This window comes from Hydrophilobacter chitinilyticus (assembly GCF_049860745.1).
Classification (GTDB): Bacteria; Pseudomonadota; Gammaproteobacteria; order Burkholderiales; family Burkholderiaceae_C; genus Rhodoferax_B.
On record NZ_CP187561.1, the window covers coordinates 1,978,464 to 1,993,881 of the forward strand.

General features: G+C 59.8%; 14 protein-coding genes. 11 read left to right on the plus strand and 3 right to left on the minus strand.

The annotated features are described in order from the left end of the window. Positions 1-60 precede the first annotated feature (60 nt). The 4 genes from odhB to ACPWMG_RS08920 all read left to right on the plus strand — a co-directional run bounded on the left by odhB (position 61) and on the right by ACPWMG_RS08920 (position 4,754). The gene (gene odhB / locus ACPWMG_RS08905) at positions 61-1,320 is read left to right on the plus strand and encodes a 2-oxoglutarate dehydrogenase complex dihydrolipoyllysine-residue succinyltransferase (RefSeq protein ID WP_483304283.1); all 1,260 of its coding nucleotides are present in this window, start codon (positions 61-63) and stop codon (positions 1,318-1,320) included. Between the two features lie 152 nt (positions 1,321-1,472). Further along, positions 1,473-2,891, plus strand: coding sequence for a dihydrolipoyl dehydrogenase (gene lpdA / locus ACPWMG_RS08910; protein WP_483304284.1), 1,419 nt, complete (start codon positions 1,473-1,475; stop codon positions 2,889-2,891). An 82-nt stretch (positions 2,892-2,973) separates the two neighbouring features. Continuing rightward, entirely contained in the window at positions 2,974-4,071 is a 1,098-nt protein-coding gene (gene zapE / locus ACPWMG_RS08915; protein WP_483304285.1) for a cell division protein ZapE, read from the plus strand. Further along, positions 4,068-4,754, plus strand: a complete 687-nt coding sequence (locus ACPWMG_RS08920; RefSeq protein ID WP_483304286.1) for a hypothetical protein — start codon at positions 4,068-4,070, stop codon at positions 4,752-4,754. The genes zapE and ACPWMG_RS08920 overlap by 4 nt, the downstream gene beginning before the upstream one ends. Before the next feature lie 100 nt (positions 4,755-4,854). Here the strand turns inward: ACPWMG_RS08920 and ACPWMG_RS08925 are convergent, their stop codons facing one another. Then, a complete protein-coding gene (locus ACPWMG_RS08925) occupies positions 4,855-6,720 on the minus strand; it encodes a M14 family metallopeptidase (RefSeq protein ID WP_483304287.1) in 1,866 nt (621 codons plus the stop codon). Positions 6,721-6,973: 253 nt separating this feature from the next. Beyond that, on the minus strand, positions 6,974-7,678 hold the full coding sequence (locus ACPWMG_RS08930) for a PEP-CTERM sorting domain-containing protein (protein ID WP_483304288.1): 705 nt from the start codon (positions 7,676-7,678) through the stop codon (positions 6,974-6,976). Between the two features lie 544 nt (positions 7,679-8,222). Here ACPWMG_RS08930 and dusA point away from each other — a divergent pair. Beyond that, complete coding sequence (dusA, locus tag ACPWMG_RS08935; protein WP_483304289.1) at positions 8,223-9,242, plus strand: tRNA dihydrouridine(20/20a) synthase DusA; 1,020 nt, start codon at positions 8,223-8,225, stop codon at positions 9,240-9,242. 84 nt (positions 9,243-9,326) lie between these two features. Here the strand turns inward: dusA and ACPWMG_RS08940 are convergent, their stop codons facing one another. Further along, positions 9,327-9,962: a GntR family transcriptional regulator gene (locus ACPWMG_RS08940; protein ID WP_483304290.1), complete on the minus strand. Its 636-nt coding sequence runs from the start codon at positions 9,960-9,962 to the stop codon at positions 9,327-9,329. Positions 9,963-10,046: 84 nt separating this feature from the next. Between ACPWMG_RS08940 and scpA the strand changes: the two genes are divergently transcribed. From scpA to ACPWMG_RS08970, 6 genes are all read left to right on the plus strand, one after another. Beyond that, positions 10,047-12,254, plus strand: coding sequence for a methylmalonyl-CoA mutase (gene scpA, locus ACPWMG_RS08945; RefSeq protein ID WP_483304291.1), 2,208 nt, complete (start codon positions 10,047-10,049; stop codon positions 12,252-12,254). A gap of 95 nt (positions 12,255-12,349) precedes the next feature. Beyond that, the gene (locus tag ACPWMG_RS08950) at positions 12,350-12,784 is read left to right on the plus strand and encodes a GNAT family N-acetyltransferase (RefSeq protein ID WP_483305211.1); all 435 of its coding nucleotides are present in this window, start codon (positions 12,350-12,352) and stop codon (positions 12,782-12,784) included. A gap of 28 nt (positions 12,785-12,812) precedes the next feature. Continuing rightward, positions 12,813-13,229 (plus strand): nucleotidyltransferase substrate binding protein, encoded by a 417-nt coding sequence (locus tag ACPWMG_RS08955; RefSeq protein ID WP_483304292.1) that lies wholly within the window; start codon positions 12,813-12,815, stop codon positions 13,227-13,229. After that, positions 13,222-13,560, plus strand: coding sequence for a nucleotidyltransferase domain-containing protein (locus ACPWMG_RS08960; protein ID WP_483304293.1), 339 nt, complete (start codon positions 13,222-13,224; stop codon positions 13,558-13,560). Before ACPWMG_RS08955 ends, ACPWMG_RS08960 begins: the two co-directional genes overlap by 8 nt. Next, positions 13,560-14,630 carry a methylmalonyl Co-A mutase-associated GTPase MeaB gene (gene meaB, locus ACPWMG_RS08965; RefSeq protein ID WP_483304294.1) on the plus strand — a complete coding sequence of 357 codons (1,071 nt, stop codon included), beginning with the start codon at positions 13,560-13,562 and terminating at the stop codon, positions 14,628-14,630. The genes ACPWMG_RS08960 and meaB overlap by 1 nt, the downstream gene beginning before the upstream one ends. Next, a complete protein-coding gene (locus tag ACPWMG_RS08970; RefSeq protein ID WP_483304295.1) occupies positions 14,621-15,412 on the plus strand; it encodes an RIO1 family regulatory kinase/ATPase domain-containing protein in 792 nt (263 codons plus the stop codon). The genes meaB and ACPWMG_RS08970 overlap by 10 nt, the downstream gene beginning before the upstream one ends. Positions 15,413-15,418 lie beyond the last annotated feature (6 nt).

Here is a 15,418-nt window from a genome sequence, read left to right on the forward strand (position 1 = left end):
CGGCAGCGTTTTGCTGTGCCCGCGTGGCAGCCCCACATAGAAGAAATTGGAGAAATTTAAATGGCTATCGTAGACGTCAAAGTCCCCCAACTGTCCGAATCCGTGGCTGAAGCCACCATGCTCAACTGGAAGAAAAAAGTTGGGGAAGCCGTCGCTGTTGACGAAATCCTGATCGAAATCGAAACCGACAAAGTGGTGCTCGAAGTGCCCGCGCCTTCCGCTGGCGTGATCACCGAAATCATCCAAGCCGATGGCGCCACCGTCACCGCTGAGCAACTGATCGCCCGCATCGACACTGAAGGCAAAGCCGGCGCCGCCGCACCTGCCGCAGCCGCTGCTCCTGCAGCAGCACCTGCCGCTGCCGCCGCTGCACCAGCCGCCGCCAGCAACAGCATGGCCGGTGTGGCGATGCCCGCTGCCGCCAAGCTGATGGCTGACAACAACCTGGCTGCTGGCTCTGTGGCCGGCTCCGGTAAAGATGGCCGTGTCACCAAGGGTGACGTGCTCGGCGCCGTGGCTGCTGGTGTGACCGCACCCGCTGCAACGTCTTCCATCCCAACCGGCGTGCCCACCAAAGCACTGCCACAAGTGGCAGCACCTGCCGGCCTGAACCTGGGTGACCGCCCAGAGCAACGCGTGCCCATGAGCCGCCTGCGCGCTCGCGTGGCCGAGCGTCTGCTGCAATCGCAATCGACCAACGCCATCCTGACCACGTTCAACGAAGTGAACATGGCCCCTGTGATGGACCTGCGCAAGAAGTTCCAAGACGCGTTCACCAAAGAACACGGCGTGAAGATCGGCTTCATGAGCTTCTTCGTCAAGGCGGCTGTGCATGCCCTGAAGAAGTACCCTGTGCTGAACGCCAGCGTGGATGGCAACGACATCGTCTACCACGGCTTTTTCGACATCGGTATCGCCGTGGGTTCGCCACGCGGCTTGGTGGTGCCAATCCTGCGCAACGCCGACCAAATGAGCTTTGCCGACATCGAGAAGAAGATCGCCGAATTTGGCCAAAAGGCCAAGGACGGCAAGCTGGGCATTGAAGAAATGACCGGTGGTACGTTCTCCATCTCCAACGGCGGCACCTTCGGCTCCATGCTGTCCACGCCGATCATCAACCCACCACAGTCGGCTATTCTGGGTGTGCACGCCACGAAGGACCGCGCCGTCGTGGAAAACGGTCAGATCGTGATCCGTCCGATGAACTACCTGGCCATGTCTTACGACCACCGCATCATCGACGGCCGCGAAGCCGTGTTGGGCCTGGTGGCCATGAAGGAAGCCTTGGAAGACCCAACCCGTCTTCTGTTTGACATTTAACACCCCCAGTCTTCGCGCACTGCGTGTCGCTTCGCCAACCCCCTTGCAGGGGGCAACACCAGCAGCCTGGCAAAGCCAGTTCTGCGGTGTTCTGGTGAAAACCGGCACGTATGTCGCGATGGTTTAGCTAGAGAAACTGAAGGGAAGAATTCATGAGTAAACAATTTGATGTAGTCGTCATTGGTGGCGGCCCTGGTGGTTACATTGCCGCCATCCGTGCAGCGCAGTTGGGCTTCAGCGTGGCGTGTATCGACGAGTGGAAGAACGCCAAGGGCGGCCCCGCACCTGGCGGCACGTGCACCAACGTTGGTTGCATTCCATCGAAGGCGCTGTTGCAGTCGTCGGAACACTATGAGCAAGCCAACCACCACTTTGCCGACCACGGCATTGAAGTGAAGGGCTTGAGCCTGGACGTGGCCAAGATGTTGGCGCGCAAAGACACCGTCGTGAAGCAAAACAACGACGGCATCTTGTACTTGTTCAAGAAGAACAAGATCACGTTCTTCCACGGCCGTGGCGCGTTCAAGGGTGCTGGCAATGGTGCGTATCAACTCACCGTGGGTGAAGAAGAACTGACTGCCAAGCAAGTGATCGTGGCGACCGGCTCCAACGCCCGCGCGCTGCCCGGCACGCCGTTCGACGAAGAAAACATCCTCTCCAACGACGGCGCGCTGCGCGTCGGCGCGGTGCCGAAGAAGCTGGGCCTGATCGGCGCTGGCGTCATCGGCCTGGAAATGGGTTCGGTGTGGCGCCGTCTGGGTGCTGAAGTCACGGTGCTCGAAGGTCTGCCGACGTTCCTGGGCGCCATCGACGAACAAATCGCCAAAGAAGCCAAGAAGGCTTTCGACAAGCAAGGTCTGAAGATTGAGCTGGGCGTGAAGATCGGCGACATCAAGACCGGCAAGAAGGGCGTGAGCGTTGCCTACACCAATGCCAAGGGCGAAGCCCAGACGCTGGACGTGGACAAGCTCATCGTCTCCATCGGCCGTGTGCCTAACACCATTGGCCTGAATGTCGAAGCCGTTGGCTTGAAGCTCGACGAGCGCGGCGCCATTGTGGTGGACGACGAGTGCAAGACCAACCTGCCTGGCGTGTGGGCTATTGGCGACGTGGTGCGCGGCCCGATGCTGGCGCACAAGGCTGAAGAAGAAGGTGTGGCGGTGGCCGAGCGTATCGCTGGCCAACACGGTCACGTCAACTTCAACACCATTCCTTGGGTGATCTACACCAACCCGGAAATCGCCTGGGTGGGCCAGACCGAGCAGCAACTGAAGCTGGCCGGCCGTGCTTACAAGGCCGGTACCTTCCCATTCCTGGCCAATGGCCGCGCGCGCGCCTTGGGTGACACCACCGGTATGGTGAAGATGTTGGCTGACGCCACGACGGACGAAATCCTCGGCGTGCACATCGTCGGCCCTATGGCCAGCGAGCTGATCGCCGAATGTGTGGTGGCCATGGAGTTCCGCGCCAGCAGCGAAGACATTGCGCGCATTTGCCACGCACATCCTTCGTTGAGCGAAGCCACCAAGGAAGCCGCACTCGCTGTTGAAAAGCGTACGCTGAACTTCTAAGCTGAAGGTGATATAAGTAGCTTGTTCCGCAGACCCCGTCTGCGTAACAAGCTATTTTTTTTGTAGTATTGGGGGGCACGGCGTGAGCGTTAAAGAAGCCTATGAGGCAGAGTTGGTTGAACGCGGTTTTACCGCCGACCCCGCGCAGATGCGCGCCGTGGATGCGCTCGAGCGCTGTGCCACCGAGTGGGCCGCCTATAAAGAGAAACGCTCCAACGCTTTCAAGAAGCTGATCAACCGGCCCGATATTCCGCGCGGCGTGTACATGTACGGCGGCGTGGGGCGCGGCAAAAGCTTCTTGATGGACTGCTTTTTCAACGCTGTGCCGCTGAAGCGCAAAACGCGTTTGCACTTCCACGAGTTCATGCGCGAGGTGCACCGCGAACTGGCCGATCTGCAGGGCATTCAAAACCCGCTGGACGTGCTGGGCGAACGCATCGCCAAGCGCTACAAACTCATTTGTTTTGACGAGTTTCACGTCGCCGACATCACCGACGCGATGATCTTGCATCGGCTGCTGCATTCGCTGTTTGAAAACGGCGTGGGCTTTGTCACCACCTCCAACTTCCGTCCCGACGAGTTGTACCCCGACGGCTTGCACCGCGACCGCATCTTGCCGGCGATTGCGCTGCTGAACGAGAAGCTGGAAGTCATCAACGTTGACAACGGCACCGATTACCGCCGCCGCACACTCGAAAACGTGCAGCTTTACCATACACCGCTGGGGGCCCAAGCCGATGCCGACATGGAGGAAACCTTCACCCATCTGGCTGAGCAACACGACGAAGACCCGGATCTGCATATTGAAGCGCGAACCATCCGCGCCAGGCGCAAGGCTGGTGGCGTGGTTTGGTTCGACTTCAGAACCCTGTGCGGCGGGCCACGCTCACAAAACGACTACCTGGAAATCGCCACGCAGTTTCACACTGTGATGCTGAGTGATGTGCCGCAGATGTCGGTGCGCATGGCCTCCGAGGCCCGGCGCTTTACCTGGCTGGTCGACGTGTTGTACGACCGGCGCGTTAAGTTCATATTGTCGGCAGCGGTGCCGCCGGAAGATCTTTACGTCTCCGGCCCGCTGGCGCATGAGTTTCCGCGCACGGTGTCACGCCTGACGGAAATGCAATCCAAAGAATTTCTGGCCTTGGGCCGGCGCGAAGTGGATACCAGCCTCACATGAAGCTTCATTTGAAAAACCTGCTCTCTTCGATGGCCAGTGCCACGGCGTTGACCGCCTTGCTGTTCGTCACGCCCGTACACGCCACGCCGCTGCAAGACCTTGAAGTTTCGGTGAAGGCCGAAGACGCCACCGCGCAAGTGGAACTGGACCGCATCAACGCCGAGCGCCGGGCGCTAAATGCGCACTACGCCGAAGAAGACAAGGCCTGCTTTCAGAAGTTTGCCGTGACACCGTGCCGCGATCAGTTGCGCTCTGAGAAACGCATCAAGCTGGATGCGCTGCGCAAAGAGGAAGTGGTGTTGAACGATGCCAAGCGTCAGCGCCATTCGCAACTGCAACGAGAGCAGGTACGCCAGCGCGAGCTTGACGCCGCCGAGCGTCGGGCTGATGCCGCGAGAGCTGCCGCTGAAAAAGCGCAAAACCAGCCTACGCAAAATGCGCCCTTGGGTTCAAAGGGCGCGCCTCGTGACGAGCCCACGCTACGGCAGCCACCAAAGCCCCGCCCGCCCAGCGTGCGCACGCCGCCAGCGCCTGTTGACCACACGGCCCAGTCTGCCGAAGAGCGCGCGCGTTACGAGCAAAAGCAAAAGGAGGCGGCTGAGCACAAGGCCGAGATTGCGCGCCGTAATGCGGAGCGTGATCCGGCCAAGCAACCCAAGCCTTTGCCTGCGCCGCCGCCGTAAGCCCTGCAAACAGTACAAAGTCAAAAGCCGCGTAAGAAGCCCAGGAGGGATCTTATGCGGCTTATTGTTTGGGCCCCTAGCGGGATCGCATCTGGTTGTATTAAGGCACCGGCTCCAGTTTCAATGCAGGCACTGTCATCACCCGTGCGGCGCTACTCAAAACGTCCAGCACATGATTGGCAAAGAAACTGTTCTGGGTGTCGGGCTCCAAGGCTGCCACGGCCAGGTTGCCCCAGGGTTGGTTGGCTGGTACGTAGAAGCTGCCAGCAGGCGCATCGATCACACCATTGCTCAGGCTGACCTCAACGCGCGTCACATCTCCGCCACCAGCGACGCTGCCACGCACGTCTTCACGAACAGTTTGCGTGCGGCTTTGTTCCTGGTAGCTGTCGACCAATAGAGAGCTCGACTCGGTGACGCGTTGCACTTCCAGTCCCAACAGACGCAGGCGTTCAACTGCGGTGGTGGAACTGGGCGACAACCAGTAGCCACAGGGACGCACGCGTGACTTCACGGTACGCAGGTTTTGTGACGAGTTCCACGCCACGTTGATCACCTTGTCGGCGCCAGTGTCGGGGTCGAGCATGGTCAGGTCGTAAGTCGTGCTGGTGGGGGCTGCCTCCACAATCGCGGGTGCGTTGCACGCCTTGGAGCTGATTTCGCGCTCCATGTAAGGGCGCAGCTTGTTCAGTTCATCGGCACGGGCCGCCGCGCTTTGCAGCACGCTGGTGATGGCTGTGACCTGGGTGTGCACGCGCCGTTGGATATGGGTGCGGCCAATGCCCACACCACGGGTCTCAATCAGCAGGCTGACAGCGTTTTTCAGACCATTGACGTTGCGCCCGGTGTCCGGCTGGGTGCCGCCCATCGACACACGCTTGTCGGCCAGGTCGGTGGACGTTGTGTAGTACCACTCTTGCGTGAGGTTCTGGTTTTTCAGCGCGGTGAGCACCGGGCGGCGAAACCATTCTTCTGATGCGCGGGGCAGAAACTCGGGCAAGTTCGGCGTCATGGCGTATTGCAGCAGTGCGTCGTACTTTTGAATGGCGCCAAACTTCTCGATGAAGCGGCCCACCACGGTGTATTCGTGTGCGTCGACCACCACGATGGGCTGGTAGTCGCGCGTCAGCTTGGCCAGCGCGCGGGCTTCGGGCGTGGTCAGCAGCAGGTGGTCGCGGTTCAGGTCGACGCCGTTGGCGGTGACGCGTGTGTTGGCGGCGGCACCGTCAGGGTTGGCGCGCGGAACGATGATCACGTTGACGCGGTCGAGCAGTGGCTCCAGCAGGCCTTGGCTGAGTTCGCGCGCCAACACCAATAAGGCCTCGCTTCCTGCAGGCTCGTTGCCATGCTGTTGGCCGATCAGTAGCACTGTGGGGCGTTGGGTGGCCAGCACGCTGGCGGGGTCGGAGCCGGCACCGCGTGTCAGCAGCAAGCCTTCCAGTAGCACTCCCGCTTGGGATGTCCCCAATGGCAGTACAACTGCTTTGGTGTTGGAGCCTGCGGGGACGGTGGCAGAAAGCTGATGCAACCAGATCGACGCTTCGGCATTGGTGGTGAACGTCGTCCGGTCGGCCGCCAAGCCAGGTGTGGCGTAGGCCAGCGGTGGTGCGGGGAAGCGAGCAGCTACCGCGGCGTTGTATGGCGGAGCGTCAGCGGCGGTCTCGCCCTGGCCGGGTGTGGGAACGGGCACCGAAACCGCTGTTTCGACAGGTGCGGCCGCTGCACCCGATGGCGTCAATACCGTTGCTGGTTTGGTCGTTGGTGTTGCCGGGTTCGCGGTTGCTTTGGCGGCGGATGTTTGCGCGACCGAACCGGGGTAGGGTTTCCATTCCGGCAGAGGGGAAGATGCGCAGGCTGCCAGTAACGAGGTGATGGCCAGGACGCTAGCGGTCTTGCGTAGGCGTCGTGTGTTGGCTGTGTGAAGTCCATCAGCCACGTTGGGCTGGGCGAAGTCGTTGTGGTTCATACGGGCTCGTCGTCCTGTGGGCTGTGTTACGCCGTTTTTCCAAAAGGCCATGGCACCGAAGATGCTAGAGGCGCAATGTTACTGCCATCCATGGTGCTCCCAATTCGCTTTGTGGGGGCTGAAGTGCGGGCTGAAAAAGCCTTCAAAGTGGGCGGTTTGAGCGTGGCGGATCCAGACTTCATTCGTTTGCCCACAGTAGCCTTGGCTGCCAGCGTAAAAAAACCGCCGAAGCGGTTTTTGGGGAAGAGGCTGGTTATTGAGGCTTGCGCTTTTTCAAGCCGATGACTCCGGCGAGTCCCAGCCCCAGCAAGGCAATGGAGCTAGGCTCTGGGACGTTGTTGGTGATAGGGGTGCCACCGATTTCGTCGCTCTCCAGTACATAAACGCGGTCGAGGACGATGTCTTTTGCCGCTCCTTTTCCGGGTGTGCTGAATGCGAAAGAAACGAGATACTCGCCATCTGCCTGAATATCAGCAAGTCCAGAGTAATTTTGCCAAGTCGTAGCAGGTTTGCTGGAAACGGCATAGTTTGCCAGCGATACGCCTGCAATCTGTGCGCTGAACATCGCGTCGAACGGGTTGTCATAACCATTCTTTGGCGCATAGACATCAAAACCGATGCGATAGCGGCCAGCAGTCAAGAAAATAGTTTGTTGCAAAGCGACTTGGCTTCCGTTGTCAACAAAATATGCGGCTCTTGCGCCTGCAGCGTCGGGACTGAGTGTTGTGCTGTTGGCTGGTGGAATGGCTTCGCCAAAAGCGCCAATCGGATAAGCGGCAGCGCGATCGTTGTAAAGAGCTACGACGGGGAAGGCACCTTGAGTCCCTTTGATGGACCAATCTGTCAATCCATTTTCGAAGCTTCCGTTTGAAACCAGATTTACTGGGGCACTGAATGCAGCAAAGCTTGCGAATGAAAAAAGTGCGCCCAAAATACCGGTTTTAATTTGTGATTTCATAATTTGAATGTAATGATTTTGGTGATCGGTGTTGGTTCGTCAGTGATGACGGCGCGAATATAGATGAGACATGCGGCGCTGCATGGTATGAAGTCTTATGAAATTCGTCTTGTTTTGTAAAAACGTAAGTTAATAAATTTGTTGTTTCAATTTTGATTAAATTGATTTGAAGAAAGTGATTTTTTTTACTTTCAATAAATTGATTGATAATTTTGTTTTATGTGATGTTTTAATAAGCCAACGCAGATATCCACTGATCCTCCAGACCGCGTTCCTTGCGATGTGCTGTGGAGGACTGCGGTTTTAGTATGGGGGGCTGGTGTACCGACAGGGCTTTGGTTTGCCCTTCCAGCGTGTGCCGGTAAGTGCTTTAGAGGAAAATACGGCCCCATTAGGCTTCGGCAAATTTCTTCAGCACGTTGGGTGTTTCAGATGGAATCGTCCGAGCAAGTGCTTCCATACACCGTCTGGATCTGGGGAAAAGCATCTCTGCGAAGTTGCGCAAAACAGCCCTAACAGTCTGCCGCAAGCCGATCAATTAACAATGAAATCAATCACTTTCCCCGCCAATCGCCTAAGTGTGGCTCCGATGATGGATTGGACCGACGCTCACTGTCGGTACATGCACCGCCTGATCACGCGCCACACCTTGCTCTACACCGAGATGGTGACCACGGGCGCGTTGATCCACGGCGACGTGCCGCGCCACCTGCGCTACAACGAGCAGGAGCATCCGGTTTCTCTGCAGCTCGGTGGTAGCGAGCCGGCCGACTTGGCCATGTGCGCACAGTTAGGTGAGGAGTGGGGTTACGACGAGATCAACCTTAACTGCGGTTGCCCCAGCGAACGTGTGCAGCGCGGTGCGTTTGGCGCGTGCCTGATGGCGGAGCCGCAATTGGTGGCCGACTGCGTGAAGGCGATGGTCGACGTGGTGGACGTGCCCGTCACAGTGAAACACCGCATCGGCATCGACAAGACCGAGAGCTACGAGTTTGTGCGCGACTTTGTTGGTACCGTGGCAGACGCGGGTTGCAACACTTTCATCGTGCACGCGCGCAACGCTTGGCTAAAGGGTTTGAGCCCGAAAGAAAACCGCGAGATTCCACCGCTGCGCTATGGCCTGGTGGCGCAGTTGAAGCAAGACTTCCCCGACCTGTGCATTGCCATCAATGGCGGCATCAACACCAACGCCGAGATTGCCGAACACCTGACGCAGGTCGACGGTGTCATGATCGGCCGCGAGGCGTACCACAACCCCTGGCTGATGGCCGATTGGGACGAGCAGTTCTTCGGCGCCCCCGCGCAAACGCTGGACCGTGATGCGGTGGAGCTGCAAATGGTTGACTACATGGAGCGCATGGCCGCCGAGCACGGTACGCCTTGGGGCAACATCGCGCGCCACATGTTGGGCCTGCGCCACGGCCAGCCCGGTGCGCGCCGCTGGCGCCAGGTGTGGAGCGACCACAAGCTCAAGGCCATGCCCGCGCGTGACGTGATGCGTTTGGCGCAACTCACGCTGCGGCGCGAGGCAGACGCCGATGTAGCCGTCCCAGTCGCGGCGTAAGTCTTAAGAGAAATTAGCTGCTTGCGCTTGCTGGATCAGCGCAAGCAGCTACGTTATCAATAGCAAACAGACGGTGCAGTTGAACTAAACCGCCGCCTCCAACCCATTCGCAAAATGTGCCCGCATGCGCTGCAGGGTGGCGTCCGGGTCGCGTTGCTGTAGCGCTTCCATCACGCTGCGGTGCTCCATCAGCGACTCGTGAATGCGCCCTGACTTGAACAACGAGTTGTGCCGGTTCAGCTTCATCACCTTGCGCAGGTCGGTCACCATCTGGTTGGTCCAGCGGTTGTCGGCAATCTCCAGCAGGCGCATGTGAAACCGCTCGTTGATGGCGAAGAACTGCACTTGGTCGTCCACGGCAGCTTCCAATTCAGCATGTAAAGCCTGTAACTCGGCGAGTTGCGCCGCAGTGGCGCGCGTGGCCACCACGGCGGCGGCGTCGCTTTCCAGCAAACTCATCAGGTGGTAGACCTCGCGCAGGTCGCGCTCCGATACCTCGGTCACATAAGCGCCGCGCCGCACCTTCATGGTGATCAAACCCTCGGTGGCCAGCACCTTCAGCGCCTCTCGCAATGGCGTGCGGCTGATGCCATACTCTTCGGCAATCTTCAGCTCATCGATCCAACTGCCCGGCGCCAGGTCGCGCTGGAAAATGCGCTGGCGCAGGCGCTCCGCGACTTCTTCGTAGAGGGGACGAGGCGTGAGGTTGAGGGCAGGCATAGCGGAATTCTAGGTTAATTTTTTATTTTGCATTCATAATTATGAATGCGGTAGACTTCAACTAACGCTAAAAAGTGCTCAGCCATGACCCAAGATTTGTCTCCAGGTTCGTCGTCTTCACAGCCAACCGAGTCTTCTCAGACGCCCGCTGAGTTTGCATCCGCAGATCTCGCCGCCTGGACCAAAGCCGCCGCCAAGTCAGCCCCGGGCGGCGCGGTAGAAGCGCTGAACTGGGTCACGCCCGACGGCATCACCGTCAAGCCGCTCTACACCGCTGCCGACGTGGCCGACCTGCAGTACACCAACACCTTGCCGGGTTTTGAGCCCTACATTCGCGGCCCGCAAGCCACCATGTACGCGGTGCGCCCCTGGACCATTCGCCAATACGCGGGCTTCTCCACCGCCGAAGAATCCAACGCGTTCTACCGTAAAGCTTTGGCTGCTGGCGGGCAGGGCGTGAGCGTGGCTTTCGACCTGGCCACGCACCGTGGCTACGACAGCGACCACCCGCGCGTCACCGGCGACGTGGGCAAGGCCGGTGTGGCCATCGACTCGGTCGAGGACATGAAGATCCTGTTCGACCAGATTCCGCTCGACAAGGTGAGCGTGTCCATGACCATGAACGGCGCCGTGTTACCCGTGCTGGCCGGCTATGTGGTGGCCGCCGAAGAGCAGGGCGTGGCGCAAGACCAATTGAGCGGCACCATTCAGAACGACATTCTGAAAGAGTTCATGGTGCGCAACACCTACATCTTTCCGCCCGAGCCGAGCATGCGCATCATTGGCGACATCATCGAGTACACGGCGCAGAACATGCCCAAGTTCAACTCGATCAGCATCTCGGGTTACCACATGCAGGAAGCCGGCGCCAACCAGGCGCTGGAGCTGGCTTTCACCCTGGCCGACGGCAAAGAGTACGTGAAGACGGCCATCGCCAAAGGCATGGACGTGGACGAGTTCGCCGGGCGGCTGTCGTTCTTCTGGGCCATCGGCATGAACTTCTATCTGGAAGTGGCCAAGATGCGCGCCGCGCGCCTGTTGTGGTGTCGCATCATGAAGGGCTTTGACGCCAAGAAGCCCAAGAGCCTGATGCTGCGCACCCACTGCCAAACCAGCGGCTGGAGCCTGACCGAGCAAGACCCGTACAACAACGTGGTACGCACCACCATCGAGGCCATGGCGGCCGTGTTTGGCGGCACGCAAAGCCTGCACACCAACGCGCTGGACGAAGCCATTGCGCTTCCCACCGAGTTCAGCGCGCGCATTGCGCGCAACACGCAACTCATCATCCAGGAAGAGACCCACATCACCAACGTGGTCGACCCCTGGGCGGGCAGCTACATGATGGAAAAGCTGACGCAAGACATGGCCGATGCCGCGTGGAAAATCATCGAAGAAGTCGATGCCATGGGCGGCATGACGCGCGCGGTAGACAGCGGCTGGGCCAAGCTGAAAATTGAAGCCGCCGCCGCCGAAAAGCAAGCGCGCATCGACTCCGGCAAAGACGTGATCGTCGGCGTCAACAAATACAAGCTGAAAACCGAAGACGCCATCGACAGCCTCTCCATCGACAACGTCAAAGTGCGCGAACAACAAGTGGCGCGCCTGCAGCAAGTGCGCGCCACACGCGACAACGTCAAAGTGCAAGCCGCGTTGGAGGCCCTCACCGCTGCTGGCGAGTCGGGTGAAGGCAACCTGCTGGCGCTGAGCATCGCCGCTGTGCGTTTGCGTGCCACCGTGGGCGAAGTGTCGGATGCATTGGAGAAATCATTCGGCCGCCACCGTGCCGATACGCAAAAGGTCACCGGCGTCTATGCTGCGGCGTACGACTCAGCCGAAGGCTGGGATGCCCTCAAAGCCGAGATCAACACCTTCGCCGAAGAGCAAGGCCGCCGCCCGCGCGTGATGATCAGCAAGCTCGGCCAAGACGGCCACGACCGTGGCGCCAAAGTGGTGGCCACGGCCTTTGCCGACTTGGGCTTCGACGTGGACATGGGCCCGCTGTTCCAAACACCCGAAGAATGCGCGCGCCAGGCGATTGAAAACGACGTGCACGCTGTGGGTGTGTCGACGCTGGCGGCAGGCCACAAAACGCTGGTGCCGGCCATCATCGAAGAGCTGAAGAAGCAGGGTGCGGACGACATCATCGTCTTTGTGGGCGGCGTGATTCCGCGTGGTGATTACGAGATGTTGTACGAGGCGGGCGTCAAAGGCATCTACGGGCCAGGCACGCCCATCCCGGCCAGCGCCAAAGATGTGCTGGAGCAGATCCGCGCGGCGGTGGCCGCCTGAGCCGAGAGAGTGCAACGGTGACGGTGGATCTTCTTTCCAAGTCGGTGAACCAGCGCCTGCGATTTGAGCCCGTGGTCGACAGCGACTTTGAAACCATGCTGGCGCTGCGCATCGACGCCATGCGCCCGAGCCTGGAGCGTGTGGGCCGGTTTAGTTTCGAGCGCTCGCGCGAGCGCCTCACGCAGGGTTTTGTGCCCGCGTTCATGCAACACATTGTGTGGGACGGCGAGCGCATTGGCTTCGTCACGCTAAAGCCTGAGGACAGCGATGCGCTGCGGCTGGATCATCTCTATTTGCGCCACGGTTTCCATGGCCAGGGCATCGGCGCTTTGGTGCTGCAGTGGGCGCAAGAGCAAGCGCGCGCACGTGGTTTGGGCATCAAACTCACCGCCCTCCAACTCAGCGACGCCAACCGCTTTTATCTGCGCCACGGCTTTGTGCTGGAAGGCGAAGAGGGTGTGGATGTGCATTACCGCTGGCAGGTGATGGAGGCTGCATCGTCTGGGCCTACCATGCCTATGCCCGTCTAAAGCTGACTACTTGAACACCTCACATCCTATGAATGCCCCCGACATCCGCTGGCAGCAACGCCTAGACAATTACGGCCGAGCATTGCAACAGTTGCAATCGGCTGTGGACTTGAGCGCTACGCGCCCACTCTCCGAACTGGAACAGCAAGGCCTGATTCAAGCGTTTGAATTCACGCATGAACTGGCTTGGAACGTGATGAAAGACTACTTCGCCTACCAAGGTGCTAGCCAGATCACCGGTTCACGCGATGCCACGCGGCAAGCGTTTTCTGTGGGTTTGGTGGTTGATGGCGAGAGCTGGATGGAGATGATCCAAAGCCGCAACCAGTCGTCGCATACCTATAACCGTGCCACGGCGGTGGCATTGGTGGAGCGCATTACACAGCGCTACGCAGCGTTGTTCTCGGCTTTTGCCCTGAAGATGGAGAGCTTGCGCGGTGTCTGATTCCTCGGCTCGATTTGGTTTGCCACCCGCAAGTTTGCTGGCTTTGCAAACTGTGCTGGCGCGGCACCCGGGTGTGCTGCATGCCGACATCTATGGCTCGCGCGCCAAGGGGAATTTTCGGCCGGGCTCCGATATTGACTTGACCTTGTTTGGTGATGCGCTGACCAATGAAGATCTGCTGCGCATCGACCGCGAAATGGATGCGTTGGATCTGCCCTACAAGATTGATCTTTCGTTGTTCGCGCACATTGAAGACTCGGCATTGCGAGCGCACATCGAACGCGTGGGGCAGGTGTTGTATCAGCGCATAGTGAGCGAGGCAGGCGGCTAATGGATCTGCAACGCGCGATTGCGGCGATCTTGCCTGACACGGCTACCGGCATGGCGCAACGCCGCGCCATCGCCAAAGCCATCACGCTGCTCGAATCCACCCGCGCCGACCATCGCTTGCAAGGCGATGCATTGTTGGCTGCGTTGTTGCCCCACACTGGCCGCGCATTGCGGCTGGGTATCAGCGGTGTGCCTGGCGTGGGCAAGTCCACGTTCATTGAAGCGCTAGGCTTGTATCTGATTGAAAAAGGCCACCGCGTGGCGGTGCTCACCATCGACCCTTCCAGTTCCGTATCGGGCGGCTCCATCCTGGGCGATAAAACGCGCATGGAGCAGCTTTCGGTGCAGGAAAAGGCTTACATACGCCCCAGCCCCTCCAGTGGTACGCTGGGTGGCGTCGCCGAGAAAACCCGCGAAGCCATGCTGGTGTGCGAAGCCGCAGGTTACGACGTGGTGGTGGTGGAAACGGTGGGTGTGGGCCAGTCGGAAACGGCGGTGGCCAACATGACCGACATGTTCGTGCTGATGCAACTGCCGAACGCAGGCGACGACCTGCAGGCGATCAAGAAAGGCGTCATGGAACTGGCCGACCTAGTGGTGATCAACAAAGCCGACATCGATGCCGATGCGGCCACACGCGCGCAGGCGCAGATCACTTCGGCCATGCGCCTGTTCGGTTCGCACGGCCATCACCAACACCAGGCGCAAAACGACGTCACGTTCTGGCATCCGCAAGTGATGCAACTCAGTGCGCTGCTGGGTCAAGGCGTATCAGCATTTTGGGCGGCGGTGCAAGAGTTTCAACGGCTGCAAACAGCCAACCAGCAATTTGCCGCCAAACGCCAACGCCAAGCACAAACCTGGATGTGGGAGCGCATCGAGGCTGGGCTGAAGCAAGCGTTTCGAGCGCACCCCGGCGTGCGCTCGCAATTGCCGCTGTTGCAGCAACAGGTGCTCGACGGCGACTTGGCAGCATCTACTGCTGCCCGCCGTTTGTTGGCGCTGGCGGCCCAAGCCGACGATGGCGCGCAGCCAAACGCGGGGGGAATCGGAGATGCGTCATGCCACTGAGCACCGCCACGCTCGCGCAGATCGACGCTTCGCAAGGCTGGAGGCGCAACCGCGTCGAGGTGCTGGACACGCCGGACGGCCGCTTGCTGGTCAAGGGGCAGAGGCCGCTGCGCAGTGGCTGGGGTTACCGGTTGCTCAACGGCATGGCGTGGTTGACGGGTGTGCCGCTTCTCAAAGCTGCACCGGCGTATGGCGGCAGCCAGGCGCAAACGGTGGAGGCCACGCGCTTGCGTGCGTTGCGCGCTGCGGGTGTGCCCGTGCCCAAGGTGCTGCACGAAGCCCCCGACTATCTGGTCATGCAATACCTGGGCAAACGCACGCTGGTCGACGAGATCAAGCTCGACGAATACAAGCTCTCGCCCGAACATTGCCTGCGCATGTGGAAGATGGGGCTGGAGGCCTTGGCCGACCTGCACCGTCGCGGCCAGTACCTCAGCCAGGGCTTTGCACGCAACCTGATCTGGCACGAAGGGCAGGTGTGGTTCATCGACTTCGAAGACGACCCGCTGGAGGTGATGGACCTCACCACCGCACAGATGCGCGACTGGTTCGCCTATCTGTATTCGTGCATTCTTTTTCTGCACGCGCTGGCGCCGCAAATGCTGCCGATCTGGAACCAGATGGTCGATGCGCAAACGGCGGCCGTGAGCCAACTGATGCACCGCAACGCCCGCCATTTGACGTGGCTGCGGCTCTTTCCAAACCGGCGCAACTGGGGGCGCGATGTGGTCAATCTGCACCACATGGGCACCTTTCTCGCCACCTGGCTACAGACTTTTTGATGGGGA